Origin of the sequence: Polaromonas sp. UC242_47, from assembly GCF_044452385.1 — a bacterium.
Classification (GTDB): domain Bacteria; phylum Pseudomonadota; class Gammaproteobacteria; order Burkholderiales; family Burkholderiaceae_C; genus Polaromonas.
In genome coordinates, this window is sequence record NZ_JBIOAO010000001.1 from 2906532 (window position 1) to 2919389 (window position 12858).

Below are 12858 nucleotides of genomic sequence, written 5' to 3' on the forward strand. Positions count from 1 at the left end.
GCGGGTTCAGGACAGCCGCGCGGGCCGGCTCTCGACGGGCATGGTGAAGGAGTCTTCCCACTGCAGGGCAAAACGGTCGGTTTTGCCTGGTGGCGCGAAAGCCCCGGTGCCGTCCGGGTTGAAACCGATCTTGCGGTTTTTCTTGCGCGCATCGGACTCGGTCTGCTGGTCCTTGATCTCCTGCAGGGCCGCGTCCTTGGCGGCGCGGACTTTTTCCTTGGTGAACTCGTCCAGCGCCGCATGAAAACTGCTGTCGCCGCCACGGGTCTCCTCGGCTTCCGGCTCGACGAGGGGCGGAACCTCGCCCAGAAAAGCCGCGCGCATCGCCAGCCTGGACGGCAGGCTGCTGGTGCGCACCGTGGTGTAGCCAATGCCGCATTCCTGCAACAGGCTTTCCTTCATCTCGCGCTGGGCCTTGCTCAGGCCGCGTTTACCCGGCAGGTCCACACAGCCCACCACCTTGCCGTTCAGGCTGCTCACGGCAAAGGTGCAATAAACACCATTGAGCAAGTCGTGCAAATGCTGGTCCTTTTTCTCGGACCGGTTGTCGGTGCTGGGAATGGTGAAACGGGTCACCGGCACCTTGACCATCACCACATGGTCGGGAAAAGCCTGGCGCAGCCATTGCCACACCTCCTGCTCTTCGCTGGTGACCAGGCCCCTGGCGCTCATGAGCCAGCGCACCGGCAAACGCAGCTTTTGGGTCGCATGACGGCGCATCCAGGCCCAGTGCAGCAACACGCCCAGGGCGACGCCCAACACGACGCCAAGCGCCAACATCAGCCATGTCATGGAATTCACGGTACTCCTCCTTGTGTCGGGGCCAGACGGTTTGGCCTGCAGCAGCATAAATCACAAAGGCCACGGCAGCCCCAAAACAGCCCGCGACTGCGTTACCAAAAGATACCGGGAGATACGGCTTGTCAAACAGTTGTTCGTGTGAAGCGTGATCCACGCTTTTTAAAACGCGTTTAACCAGCGCTTACAAAAAAGCCTTCTGCGCCCAACACACCAATGAGCGGCCAAAAGCAGGCACATGCCTGGTGTCAAGCCAGCAAAAACTGCATGCTGGTTCCGGCCAGTTCCAGCACGTCGTTGTGGGCCAGAGGCACGGCCTCGGCACTGACAGGTTTGCCGTTGAGCATAGGCCGGATGTCCCCCGTCATGTGGCCCACGTAATAACCATCACGCCGGTGCGAAATCGCCACAACACTGACCGCGGGTTTGCCGAAAGTGGTGACGGCCTTGACCACGGGCACCTCCAGCCCGGCCGAGGAACCCGACAAGACCTTGAAGCTGGCGTGCAGCACGCCGCCAGCGGCGCGGGGCGTTTCCAGCTTCATCCCGTCGGTGGCGTGGTAACTGCTGTCTTCCGAGGCGGCGAGGTACTGGATGCGAAAATTGCCTATCGTCAGCATGTCGTGGTCATGCAGCTGTTGCCGGTACTTGATCATCTTGCCGTTGACGTAAGTGCCGTTGGTGCTGACCAGGTCTTCCACATACACGTCCGCCAGGCCCCGCAGCTCAAACACGCAGTGTTCGCCGCTGACCACCGGGTTGTTGAGCACGATGTCGTTGTACGGCCGCCGGCCCAGGGTGGTTCGGTCCTTGCGCAGGAAGACATGTTTGACTTCGACTCCCTCGACCGATGCAATCAGTTGCGGCATAAGGCCTCCGGACAATGGCTAGGTTCAAGGCCGGCTGGCGCGCCCATCGCGCCCCGGCAACTGATCCTAGCCCGCCGGACCCCGCCCCAAGTCGAAATTCAGGCAACAGCCTGTAAAAAAACCTGGCCTGTCAGCGCTTGCGCAACGGTTCCAGCAGCGGCGCCAACCCGTTGTGGTCGATTTCCAGCATCAGCGCCAGCAGGCGGCCGGTCTCCCCTTTGGGAAAGCCTTCGCGCGCAAACCAGGCCAGGTAATTGCCGGGCAGATCGGCGATCAGCGTGCCCTTGTGTTTGCCAAAAGGCATCTCACGCGTCACCAGCAGTTGCAGGTCTTCGGGTTTCATCGGCTTAGCCGCCGGCCCGTTTGACGGTCCAGCCCTGCTTTTGCAGAAAATCCATCACCAGCACGGCATGGTCACCCTGCACCTCGATCACACCGTCTTTCACCGTGCCGCCTGAGCCGCAAGCGGTTTTGAGCTGTTTGCCGAGCTGGACCAGCGCCGGCTCCTGCAGCGCCAGCCCCTTGACGACGGTCACACTTTTGCCGCCCCGGCCCTTGGTTTCACGCGAAACCCGCACGATGCCGTCAGACGCCGGCGCCGCCTTGGCCTGGCGGCAGATACAGGCCGTCAGCGCCCGGCGGCAGGTGGGGCACATCCGGCCGGCATCGGTGGAGTAAACCAGGCCGCCTGTGGCTCTGTTTTTCATCATGGTCTGGCTGCTTCCTTGAAATAACGCACACGATCCGCATCCGGCGGATGGGAGGCAAACGCAATCCCCAGCCACGAACCGGGCTCAGACCCCTTGTCTTCGCCACCGGCTATTTTCGCCTCTGTCTGGCGCCTTTTTTCGTCCAGTTTGTCAAACAAGGTCACCATCACGTCCGGGGAGATCGCCGCCGCCCGCAGAATACGCACGGCTTCGGCATCCGCCTCGCGTTCGGCGTCGCGTGAATAACCGGCCTGCCCCAGAAACACCGGCGCGCTGGCCAGCACCGTGCTGAAGTCGCCCAGCACCACGCTGCTCAACACGCCCAACAGGGTGACTTGCACCAACATGCGCAGGCCGTGGCGCTGACGCACATGGCCCATCTCGTGCGCCAGCACCGCCGTGATCACCTGTTCGTCGCGCCCCACCAGTTCGACCAGCTCGTCGGTCATGATCAGCGTGCCTCCCGGCAGCGCCAGCGCATTCGGCCCAATACGGCTTTTGCGAAACTGCAGTTGCCAGGCCGGCACACTGTCCGCCGGCAAGGTACTGACGGCTTTCGCCAGCGCCGCCCGCAGCCGCGCCTGCTCGGCGATGGGCAGTTGGCTGGGCCGCATCAGGTGTTGATCCAGCGCCGCCAGCGTGGTTTCGCCCAGCGACACTTCCACGCTCAAAGGGGTGAACGCCACCACCACGCGGGCCACCAGCGGCAAGCCCCATTGCTGCAGCACCACCGCCAGCACGACCAGCGCCAGCACACTGGCCCCTACCCAGCGCCAGCTTTGCTGCATACGCACCACCAGCGAGTCGCGGCGGCCCAGGCTGCGGCTCCAGTCGTCCCAGGCCGCGGTGTCGGCACACTGCACGGAACCACCGCCCTTGAAGTGGGCCAGCCGCATGCCATGGCGGGTGCGCTCCGGCCACGACACGTCGGAAAGCGCCACCGTGCGCTCAACACCTTCGCCGCTCAGGCGCAACATATCGCCATCCAGCTGCAAGGTGACCGGGTGGGCGCGGGCGCTTCTGCCGTCAAAATAATCGGCCAACAGTTGGGGCACCTGGGAATCCAGCATGCGCTTACAGCCCGATGTCCAGCCCGAACAGGTCGCCCGCCGCATCCCCTGCCGCTTCACCCTCCACCCCTTGAATCTGCTGGACCAGGGTGTCCGGGCTGATCCGGGTTTTGACGGTCACCGCTTCCAGCCGCAGACGGGCTATGGCCACGGCCGCAAAAGGCCAGTACAGGCCCAGCGTCAGGATCACCAGCAACCAGTTTTTGAGCGTGAGCCAGAGCAGCCGCTTGAAACGCAACTCGCTCAAAAAGCGCAAGGAGGCATTGCCGGTGCGTGTCCACACCAGGTTTTGCATGCGCGAGATCACATAGGGTTTGGCCACCACCAGCATGGCCAACACGCCGCCCAACATGGCCAGCACCGCCACAACAGCCGTGACGGCCCTGCCAGCCAGTCCCGCCAGCTGGCCGTTGCTCTTGAGGGCGAAAAGAAAGGCCATCCCCAGACCCGAGCTCAGCAGCACGGCCAGCAGCAGCACACCCAGGGTTTTGAAAAACACCGCGTAAAAAGAACCCACCGTCGCCTGGAAGCTGGTTTGCAGGGAAGCCAGCGCGTAGTGCTTGTGCTGGAAGGCCTTGAGCTTCCAGAGCAGCCAGGGCGTGACGGCCAGGCTCAACAACACCAGCGCCAAGAAGGTCGGCCCATACCAAGGGGGTGGCTTCTCGGGGTCGGCAACACCCGCCAACGCACCCAGAATCAGCAGGCTGGGAACAAACATGGGCAACATCGCCTGGTAAGCATCGGCCAGTGAACCCTTGAAGCCAAAACGCAAGCCGCGCCAACTGGTGTTGGCCAGCCGAAACTGCATGGACGATTTCAGCAAGGCGGGCCAGATCGCCATCACGATCACAAAAGCCAGCAACCCGGCCATGGCCGAAAAATGGCCCGCCACGGAATAAAGCCCCAACAGCAGCGCAACCAACAGATAACCCTTGAGCATCCTCAGGGGATTGCCATGAAAGTCCAGCGGCGCATCATCGACCAAGGTATTGCCGTAGAAATAACGCAGGCGCCGCACCTTGGCCCAGGGGTAATAAATGCCCAGGGTCAGCAGCATCAGCAAGAGGTTCACGATCCAGATGCGGAAATATTCGCTGCCGGATCCCGTGAACTTGATACGCAAGTGATACGGCTGCTGCGCATGTTCCAGTTCCTGCGCACCAGCGGCAAGCGGCATCCCCAGACCAGACGACACTGAATCGTTCATACAACTCCTCCCATTTTTTAATCAAGGCTTGTTGCCTTTGTGCCAAAGCTTATAGCGTCAAATCGGCACGACGACTGCATCGGGTAAACCCGGCTCTTGATACTTCTTATAAAGAAAAAGCCTCCCACCCAATCAACGCGGGCGCAAGCAGCTCCTGTTTTTATAGCGTCTGATGCTAAAAAAATCAGATAACGCGTGGCCTGCAACACGCTTGCGCCAGGGGTTTGCCCGTCCGTCGCCCAGCTTTGCCAAGGCAGACCAGCGCCTGTATGCTGCATTTTTTCAAAGGAGCGCCCCCATGCCACGTCAAACGGCCCAGGACTTTGACCAGGAACTGCTGATTCTGTTTGACGCCTATGTGCATGGCGGTCTCGACAGGCGCGGCTTTCTGGAGCGTGCCCAAAAGTTTGCCGTGGGCGGTGTCACCGCCAGCATGTTGCTCACCGCGCTCAGCCCCAACTTCGCCGCGGCGCAGCAAGTGCCCAAGGACGACCCGCGCCTCAAGACCGAGATGCTGGAATTCGCCTCGCCAAAAGGTTACGGAACGATGAAAGGCTACCTGGCCAAACCGGCCCACGCCACCGGCAAGCTGCCCGGCGTGCTGGTGATTCATGAAAACCGCGGACTGAACCCGCACATCGAGGACATCGCGCGGCGGCTGGCACTGGACAACTTCATCGCCTTCGCGCCCGACGCCCTGACGCCACTGGGCGGTTACCCCGGCAACGAAGACAAGGCGCGCGAGCTGTTTCCCAAACTGGACCAGTCCAAAACCTTTGAAGACTTTGTGGCCGCTGCCGGGCTGCTGAAAAACCGCCCCGACTGCAGCGGCGAATACGGCGCGGTCGGTTTTTGTTATGGCGGCGGCATCTCGCAATTGCTCGCCACCCGACTGGGCGACCTGGGCGCTGCCGTGCCGTTTTACGGCAACCTGCCCAAGGCCGAAGACGCGGTCAAGGTCAAGGCCCCACTGCTGATTCATTTTGCGGCGGTGGATGAACGTATCAACGCCGCCTGGCCCACCTACGAAGCCGCGCTCAAGGCCGCCTCGGCGCGTTTCACAGCGCACCAATACCCGGGCACCCAACACGGCTTCAACAACGACACCACGCCCCGTTATGACGCGGCCGCCGCCAAACTGGCCTGGCAACGCACCGTGGATTTTTTCAACCAGAATTTGCGGGGCTGAGCAGCGCTACCGGCATTTAGGCATCAAACACGGCTCTAGCCCTGATGGGACGGACGCAAGCAGCTATTGTTTTGATAGTCAGCAAAACACGATGGCCAGCAGCGCCGGGTCATCGGCCCAGTGCAGCAACAGGTGCCCGCCCACGCGGTAGGCCGTCACCACGGCCGCCTCCATCAGTTGCGCCAAGGTCATGAAGCTTAGGCCTTGACCTGCGCCGCCTTGCGGTCGGCCACCACTTTTTGCGCGGACGGCCGTTCGGACACCAGCTTGATGTAGGCCTTGTAATCCACACCGCCGGCCAGCAGCAGATCCTCGCCAAACGCGGCCTTGCTGGCCATGCCCACCAGCGGCAGGCTGGCAAAAGCCGCGCAGTCGGCCTGGGTAAAGGTATCACCCGCCACATAAGGCGAAAACTTCGCCAGGCGTTTGAAGCCGGCGATGTTGTTTTCAAGCTGTTGGCGGATACGGGCCAGATTGCCTTCGCTGAGCGGCGCCGCACCGAAAAAAGTCGCGCCGTACAACTGGCGCGCCACGATCTCCAGGTGCCAGTCGATGAACGTCGTCAGCTCGCGCACCTTGGCCGCGGCAAAGGCATCGGCCGGCAACAAGGCCGGCTGCGGCCAGGTGGCCTCGATGTAATCCAGGATGGCCTGGCTTTCACACAGCCCGCCCTGCGCCGTACGGACAAACGGAATTTTGCCCAGCGGCGAGGCGCCGAGGACGGCCTCGTCGCTGCTGTGTGTGGCCGCGTATTCCTCGGTGAAAGGCACGCCTTTCTCCAGCAGCGCGAGTTTGACCTTGTTGTAATAGTTGGAAATCGGGGAGCCGCAAAGGGTCAGCATGGGAATGTCTCCTGGGGGTTGTGGTACCAAGTTTACGGGGCGGCGGTGTGCGCCCGTGCAACCGGTGTGACAGCGGCTGGTCTAAGCCTGCCACACCCCATATCCCAGCTCGCGCAGCGCAATGCCCAGCTCCACCTCCATGTCGCGCGCGCCTTCGTATGGCATGGGGTTGTACATGGTGTACAGCCCGGGCAGCAGGCGGACGCCGTACTTGAGCACGTAGACATTGGACTGGATGCCGGCCTTGTGTTTGTCAAAACGCACATCGGGGTCCAGCCCCGTCATGCCCACATACACAAAGGGTTGGCCGAGTTGGTAGTCGGGGTTGGCGCGGCGAAAGCGGCCAATGTTCCAGACCTCGTCCGAGAGCTCGATCACATAGACGTGGTAATGGTGGCTGCGCGGTATGCGTGGGGCGCGTGGCTTGGCGGCGGCTTTTTTGGCCGCGGCCGCTGTCGGCGGGCTTTTTTTAGCGGTCTTGCGTGACGCGGTAGCCATGGGTCGGACAGAAAGAGGTAAGACGCGGCAGCGCGTCCATCGCTACCAAATTTATAGCTGCTTGCGCCCGCCCCACCTGGGCTGGAGGCCAATTTTGCTCATGATTTCTCACGCAGGCAGGCCAATCGCTCAGTCCGGCACAAACCTGGCCTTGAAGCGCACTTCGTCCTCGGGCAGCTCCAGCGAGACCACCTGCCCCATCTTGCCGTCGCTCAGCCGGCAGGCGGCGAACAGGCTGTATTTGCCCTTGAAGCCGTAGCTCTCCATGTCGATCAGCATGTAGGGATAAGGCACAAACACCTGGTGCGGGAAAAGCATCCGGTGCCGGTTGCGCGGCGACGGAAAAAGTTTGTAGTCGGCGGTGGTGATGCCCTGAGCTGTGGCCATGGTGTCAATTACGCAATGCGTTGAAGGGCTGAACGCTTGATTGAATCACGGATTGGCGCTGAAAGCCGGCTCGCTCTGCGCGACTGCGGACACAAACCCGCCCGGGTACAAGGCGGCCAACAACCAGCGGTTGCCATAGCGGCCGCGAACCACCGCGTAAACGATGTTGGCGATCAGAAAGAAAAACAGCAAAGCCGGATTGGCCTTCTGCAAGGCATAACCCCCGACAAACCACAACAACACATCGACAACGATCAGCACGGCCGCCAGGCGCCACATGTGCCTGACGATGGCCCACAAGGAACCCAAAACAAAGGCCGGCCACGAAAAACCCTGCTTGACACACACGTACACCCCCGAAGGATGTTTCAAAAGGATGGCGGGTTGGGTCATAAGGTGGGGTGCCCCGGCAGTTTAGCCCGGCACCTGGGAGCGCGGCTCAGCACTCACGCGGGCTGCATCCACTCGTCGCGCCGGCGCAAGGCACGTGCAAACAATGTCCCCAGGGCCACCAGCACGCCGCCGCCCAGCGCAATCACGGCGCCGGAGCCGACCAGCGCACTCAGGCTGGCGGCCAGCAACACACCGACCGACTGGCCCAGGAACAGCCAGGCCGAAAACAGCGACACCCCGGTGCCGCGTGCGGTGGGCGCCATTTGGGTGGCGTTGGCCTGCAAGGTGTTGTGAAACATGAAAAATCCAAAACCCGCCAGCAAGCTCATAGGCAAGGCCAGTTCCCACCAGGGCGTGAGGCCCAGCACCATCGCGGCCAGCCCGGCCAAACCACCGCCCAGGCTGGCCAGGCCGCGTTCGCCGAGCCGGCGGATCAAACGGCGTGCCACCGTCATGTACAACATGCCGCCCAGGCCGAACAGCGCCACAATCGCGCCGGCCGCCGTGAGCGACAGGCCCAGCTTCCCGTGCAGATGCGAGGCCCAGATCGCCAGCGCGCCGAAACCCGCCGCGCCCTCGACAAACGCCACGAACAACACAACACGTGACCAGCGGCCGGTCAAAATGCTCAGCGCCTGCGCCACAAAACCCACACGCACCTCTGGTTCGTTGGGAGACGCCACCACGGGCGCGGCCTGCTGGCGGCGCCAGTCGGCATACAAGAGGCAAGCCACCACGCCGAACAGCAAGGTCAAGAAGGCAAAAGCCCAGCGCCAGCCAAAAGCGTCGGTCACAAAACCGCCGACCAGTTGGCCGCTCACCAGGCCCATGGTGGTGCCCAGGCCGACGCGGGCCAGGGTCTCCTGGCGCAGCTCGTAGGCGACGGTGTCGCCCACCCAGGCCATCGCCAGCGGAATCACGGCCGCCGCCCCCAGCGCGACCATCACGCGGGCCCAGACCAGCAGCTCCAGGCTGCCGGCAAACACCGACACGAAGCAACCCACACAACACACCAAGGTGCCGCAAGTCACGAGGCCGAACTTGCTCAGCCGGTCACCCAGCGGGCCGTACACCAACTGCGCCAGGCCGTAAACCACGGCAAACACAGACACCACTTGCGCGGCCTGCGCCAGGCTCACGGAAAAAGCGCGGGACAACTCGGGCAACATGGCGTCACACACCCGCTGCACCGCCATGCTGGAGAAGGTGGCAAACGACAGCAGAAGAATCGAGCGGCGTGTGGCCGCGGAAAGAGTGGCAGTGCCGGTGGTCATGGGAAGTGGGGGTTGGGGCTAATCGAAGACGCCGCCAGCCAGTCGTTCCGGGCAGAACGACCCGGCCTGCTGCGCGCGCCGGTCGATTGTAGGCATGGCCGCCGCAAGCGATCTGCGGCAGCTTGCTTTTTACCGGTTGACGCTGTCGGACACGCTGGACTCCCGCAAGATCGGGATACCGCCGCCGCTGCGCTCAGGGGCCTGCACGACTGGCGGCAGCGCAGGCGGAAGCACCACACCGGGTGGAACCATGGACGGCGGAACCACAGGCGGCAAGCCCCCGTCCGCCGGCATCACGGGCATGGGCTGGGTGGTCGGCTCGGGGGGCAGGCCCACACCGGGCTCGGCGTTTTTCCCGGCCGGCACCGTGCCTGAGGGGAACAAGGCATTGAACCAGTCGTTGACCCGGCTCATAGGATCCGGCGCGCTCGCGTCTTGCGGCACGGCAAAACGCACACGCTGGTCCAGCACCCGCGTGCGCAGCGATTGTGCAAAAAAGTCGCCGACAATCGGCAAGGCACTGTGCGCGCCCTGGCCCCAGTAGTCACTCAAGGTCACACGGTTGTCGTTGAAACCCACCCAGGCACCGGCCACCAGTTGCGGGTGCATCAGGATGAACCAGCCGTCGGTGTTGTCCTGCGTCGTGCCGGTCTTGCCGGCCACGTCGGCCTGGATGCCATAACGGCTGCGAATGCCCACACCTGTGCCCTGGTCGATCACGCCGCGCATCACGTCCACCAGCGTTTGTGCGGTGGCCAGCGACATGGCCTGTTCGGGTGCCTTGGCATGAAAGGTTTCCAGCACCTTGCCGTGGCGGTCTTCCACACGCGTGACAACGATGGGTTCGATGTAATTGCCGTTGTTGGCAATGGTGCTGTAGCCGGCCACCATTTCTTTCAGGGTCACCGGGCTGGTGCCCAGCGCGAGTGACGGCACCTGCTCCAGCTTGCTTTGCCGCACACCGGCGGCCTGGGCCAGGCTGGCCACCTTGGCCGGGCCCACACTTTGCATGACCTGGGCGGTGATGGTGTTTTTGGAATACATCAACCCTTCGCGCAAGGTCATGGGCGCGCCACTGGGGGCGCCGCCATCGCTGGGCCGCCAGACCGCGCCGCCGCCCAGCGGTATTTCCACCGCCTCGTCCATGAAGGTGTCGGTCGGGCGCGCGCCCTGCTCAAAGGCTGCGCCATAGACAAAAGGCTTGAAGGTCGAGCCGGGTTGGCGGCGCGCCTGCTGCACATGGTCAAACGGGTCCTTGGCATAGTCGCGGCTGCCAACCCAGGCCTTCACCTGGCCGGTGCTGGGGTCCATCGCCAAAAAGCCGGCTTGCAAACGGATTTTGTCCAGGCGCAGCGCCTGCATGAAGCTGTTGTCGGCCAGCAGTTGTTTGACCGCTTGCTCGTCGTTCAGGCCGGCGTCGCGCGCGGCCTTGTACTCGGGGGTCTCACGCACCAGGGTCCGCACCAGGTCTTTTTTTGCCGCCCAGGCACGCGGACCCCATTCGCTGTTGGCCACACCCTGCAGCCGGTCGGCCTGGCGCGCCACGGCCTCGTTGGCGAGCTTTTGCAGGCGCGAGTCGATGGTGGTGCGCACCACCAGCCCGTCGGCGTAAATGTTGTAGTCGTGGCGGTCGGCCCAATCGATCAGCCAGCGGCGCAGATACTGGGTCAAATGCGGCGCGGCGCCCAGGGGTTCGGTCTGCCGCTCGAAATCAATCTTCAGCGGTTTTTTCTTCAGCGCCTCCAGCTTTCGGTCGGCCAGCTTTTCGTGTTTGACCATCTGGCCCAGCACGGTGTTGCGGCGCTGTTTGGCTCGTTCGGGGTTCAGCACCGGGTTGTAATAACTGGTGCCCTTGAGCATGCCGATCAGCGTGGCGCTTTCCAGCACGTCCAGCGTATCGGCCGACTTGTCGAAATAAGTACGCGCTGCCATTTCAATGCCGTAGGCGTTGTACAAAAACGGCACCGTGTTCAGGTAGGTCTCCAGGATTTCCGGCTTGCTGTAGACGGCTTCGATCTTCAGCGCCGTGATGGCTTCCTTGATCTTGCGCGTCAGGCTGCGCGCGCGGCCCACCTCTTCGGGGTAGAGGTTGCGCGCCAGTTGCTGCGTGATGGTCGAGCCGCCCTGGGTGTCGCCGCCAAAAGTGTGCAGCACGGCCGAGGCCGTGCGTGTGAAATCAATACCGTGGTGGTCGTAAAACCGGTGGTCTTCGGTCGAGATCAGGGCGTTCACCACGTTCGGCGAAATGTCGGCCAGCTTGACCCAGTCACGGTTGGCGCGTTTGAACAAGGCCAGTTCCTTGCCATCGGCCGACAAGACCGAGGCCGGCTGCTGCGATTTGGATTTCTGGATGTCCCGGATGCTGGGCGTGAAGGGAATCAGGATCAGCGTGTAGAGCAGCAGCAAGACCGGAATGGCCGCCAGCGACAAGGCCACGCCGCGCCGCGTCGGGTGACGCAGGCGTTGCAGGGCTTCGGTAACAAAAGGTTGGGCGCGGATAAGGATATTTTTCATCAAACGCCAGTGTAAAACGCAGCGCATGCGGGGCCTGTAGGACGGCGGCGGCAAGCAACAAGCCTGCCGCGCCACACGCAGCTAAGTCGAACCGGTGCCGCCATCAGCGTCGGAAACCGCTGGCTTTGACAAATCTTTCTGCCGCTTCAAGGGTTGCCAACCCACAAACTTGGGGTGTTTGCGCGCCACCAGCGGGCCGTCAAAATCCCAGGCAATACATTTGCCCAGGTGGTAAGGTGGCCCGGCGTTTTCAGACTCGGGGATGCCCGCCTGCCGGCGCAAATGGTCGCGGTAAACGGGAATGGTCTGGTAGGCCGCCGTCGCCATGTTGAACAGCAACTCGCGCAGATGGGTGCAGCCACGTGTGCCGCCCAGCGCCCGCTCGATGGCCTGACGCCAGCCCGGCCCCATGGTGGCGCCCACCATTTGCTGCATCGGGTCCGTGCCCTGCGCGCATTCGGAAAACGGCGTGTGATCACTCGAACTGACAATTTCGCGGATCGTCATGTTGTCGTCCACCGTCGCGCGTATCGCCATGCCGTGGATGGGTGTGCCCGGTGGCATGGCCCCTTTCTCGCTGCGCTCCAGCGCGTAGGTCTTGGTGTCGGTCATCTCGGCCTCCAGGTCCCACAGGCCGTCTTCGCGCCGGTAGCCGCGGTAGACAACGGCGCGTGTGTGCAAGTGGGTTCGGGCTTGGGGTGCAGGCAGGGGCATGGGGCTTTGGCGTCGGGCTAAAACCGCTATTTTCCCAGCAAGGCGGACTCCGTGCTGAGCCTGCGGCACCCAGCCGGGTCTTGCTGCATCAAATTGGCCTCCAGCCCATGACAGTCCTTATCGAGCAGCCATGCTTCCAATAGCATGGATAAGTCCCCGGCGAATGGAAGGACTTGAAGCCGGCGCGCTGCCGCGACCGCTTGCGGCGCATGGCGACGACCAGACGGCTTCTGCAGCAGGACCGCGCTGATCGTTCCCTTGTGGCGCAGCGTGTGACATGTCGGCCCCAGTCTTCCCACCCGCGGCGTGAGGCCGGCTTGCGGATGGCCACCCCAACCGGCCAGACACGATTAGCCCTGCTGGCAGCATCACTGTCAAAAATGCCCCGGCCGC

General features: G+C 63.0%; 14 protein-coding genes. 1 reads left to right on the forward strand and 13 read right to left on the reverse strand.

Features of this window, described 5'->3' with window-relative positions; translation table 11 throughout:
* Positions 1-6: 6 nt before the first annotated feature.
* The 6 genes from ACHMXK_RS14140 to ACHMXK_RS14165 all read right to left on the reverse strand — a co-directional run bounded on the left by ACHMXK_RS14140 (position 7) and on the right by ACHMXK_RS14165 (position 4654).
* Positions 7-792, reverse strand: a complete 786-nt coding sequence (locus ACHMXK_RS14140) for a DUF2726 domain-containing protein (protein WP_397442526.1) — start codon at positions 790-792, stop codon at positions 7-9.
* Between the two features lie 254 nt (positions 793-1046).
* Positions 1047-1667, reverse strand: a complete 621-nt coding sequence (locus ACHMXK_RS14145) for an FHA domain-containing protein (RefSeq protein WP_397441191.1) — start codon at positions 1665-1667, stop codon at positions 1047-1049.
* A 130-nt stretch (positions 1668-1797) separates the two neighbouring features.
* Positions 1798-2010: a DUF3820 family protein gene (locus ACHMXK_RS14150; RefSeq protein ID WP_397441192.1), complete on the reverse strand. Its 213-nt coding sequence runs from the start codon at positions 2008-2010 to the stop codon at positions 1798-1800.
* 4 nt (positions 2011-2014) lie between these two features.
* On the reverse strand, positions 2015-2374 hold the full coding sequence (locus ACHMXK_RS14155) for a translation initiation factor Sui1 (protein ID WP_397442527.1): 360 nt from the start codon (positions 2372-2374) through the stop codon (positions 2015-2017).
* Complete coding sequence (locus ACHMXK_RS14160; protein ID WP_397441193.1) at positions 2374-3432, reverse strand: M48 family metallopeptidase; 1059 nt, start codon at positions 3430-3432, stop codon at positions 2374-2376. Before ACHMXK_RS14160 ends, ACHMXK_RS14155 begins: the two co-directional genes overlap by 1 nt.
* Before the next feature lie 19 nt (positions 3433-3451).
* Complete coding sequence (locus ACHMXK_RS14165) at positions 3452-4654, reverse strand: YjgN family protein (RefSeq protein WP_397441194.1); 1203 nt, start codon at positions 4652-4654, stop codon at positions 3452-3454.
* 298 nt (positions 4655-4952) lie between these two features.
* Here ACHMXK_RS14165 and ACHMXK_RS14170 point away from each other — a divergent pair, with 298 nt between their 5' ends.
* The gene (locus ACHMXK_RS14170; RefSeq protein WP_397441195.1) at positions 4953-5843 is read left to right on the forward strand and encodes a dienelactone hydrolase family protein; all 891 of its coding nucleotides are present in this window, start codon (positions 4953-4955) and stop codon (positions 5841-5843) included.
* A 197-nt stretch (positions 5844-6040) separates the two neighbouring features.
* On the opposite strand, the gene ACHMXK_RS14175 is transcribed toward ACHMXK_RS14170, so the two are convergent.
* The 7 genes from ACHMXK_RS14175 to ACHMXK_RS14205 form a co-directional block, all read right to left on the reverse strand.
* Positions 6041-6685 carry a glutathione S-transferase gene (locus tag ACHMXK_RS14175; protein WP_397441196.1) on the reverse strand — a complete coding sequence of 215 codons (645 nt, stop codon included), beginning with the start codon at positions 6683-6685 and terminating at the stop codon, positions 6041-6043.
* An 81-nt stretch (positions 6686-6766) separates the two neighbouring features.
* Positions 6767-7093: a hypothetical protein gene (locus tag ACHMXK_RS14180; RefSeq protein WP_397442528.1), complete on the reverse strand. Its 327-nt coding sequence runs from the start codon at positions 7091-7093 to the stop codon at positions 6767-6769.
* A gap of 219 nt (positions 7094-7312) precedes the next feature.
* Positions 7313-7570, reverse strand: coding sequence for a hypothetical protein (locus ACHMXK_RS14185; protein WP_397441197.1), 258 nt, complete (start codon positions 7568-7570; stop codon positions 7313-7315).
* A 45-nt stretch (positions 7571-7615) separates the two neighbouring features.
* Complete coding sequence (locus tag ACHMXK_RS14190; protein ID WP_397441198.1) at positions 7616-7942, reverse strand: hypothetical protein; 327 nt, start codon at positions 7940-7942, stop codon at positions 7616-7618.
* Positions 7943-8016: 74 nt separating this feature from the next.
* Positions 8017-9237, reverse strand: coding sequence for an MFS transporter (locus tag ACHMXK_RS14195; RefSeq protein WP_397441199.1), 1221 nt, complete (start codon positions 9235-9237; stop codon positions 8017-8019).
* Positions 9238-9366: 129 nt separating this feature from the next.
* Entirely contained in the window at positions 9367-11751 is a 2385-nt protein-coding gene (locus tag ACHMXK_RS14200; protein WP_397441200.1) for a penicillin-binding protein 1A, read from the reverse strand.
* An 81-nt stretch (positions 11752-11832) separates the two neighbouring features.
* The gene (locus tag ACHMXK_RS14205) at positions 11833-12465 is read right to left on the reverse strand and encodes a DUF2889 domain-containing protein (RefSeq protein ID WP_397441201.1); all 633 of its coding nucleotides are present in this window, start codon (positions 12463-12465) and stop codon (positions 11833-11835) included.
* Positions 12466-12858: the final 393 nt, after the last annotated feature.

Bases quoted from the DNA above. Each gene is read 5' to 3' on its own strand.
- ACHMXK_RS14140 (WP_397442526.1), bottom strand. From the start codon at position 792: ATGACATGGCTGATGTTGGCGCTTGGCGTCGTGTTGGGCGTCGCCCTG.
- ACHMXK_RS14145 (WP_397441191.1), bottom strand. From the start codon at position 1,667: ATGCCGCAACTGATTGCATCGGTCGAGGGAGTCGAAGTCAAACATGTC.
- ACHMXK_RS14150 (WP_397441192.1), bottom strand. From the start codon at position 2,010: ATGAAACCCGAAGACCTGCAACTGCTGGTGACGCGTGAGATGCCTTTT.
- ACHMXK_RS14155 (WP_397442527.1), bottom strand. From the start codon at position 2,374: ATGAAAAACAGAGCCACAGGCGGCCTGGTTTACTCCACCGATGCCGGC.
- ACHMXK_RS14165 (WP_397441194.1), bottom strand. From the start codon at position 4,654: ATGAACGATTCAGTGTCGTCTGGTCTGGGGATGCCGCTTGCCGCTGGT.
- ACHMXK_RS14170 (WP_397441195.1), top strand. From the start codon at position 4,953: ATGCCACGTCAAACGGCCCAGGACTTTGACCAGGAACTGCTGATTCTG.
- ACHMXK_RS14175 (WP_397441196.1), bottom strand. From the start codon at position 6,685: ATGCTGACCCTTTGCGGCTCCCCGATTTCCAACTATTACAACAAGGTC.
- ACHMXK_RS14185 (WP_397441197.1), bottom strand. From the start codon at position 7,570: ATGGCCACAGCTCAGGGCATCACCACCGCCGACTACAAACTTTTTCCG.
- ACHMXK_RS14195 (WP_397441199.1), bottom strand. From the start codon at position 9,237: ATGACCACCGGCACTGCCACTCTTTCCGCGGCCACACGCCGCTCGATT.
- ACHMXK_RS14200 (WP_397441200.1), bottom strand. From the start codon at position 11,751: ATGAAAAATATCCTTATCCGCGCCCAACCTTTTGTTACCGAAGCCCTG.
- ACHMXK_RS14205 (WP_397441201.1), bottom strand. From the start codon at position 12,465: ATGCCCCTGCCTGCACCCCAAGCCCGAACCCACTTGCACACACGCGCC.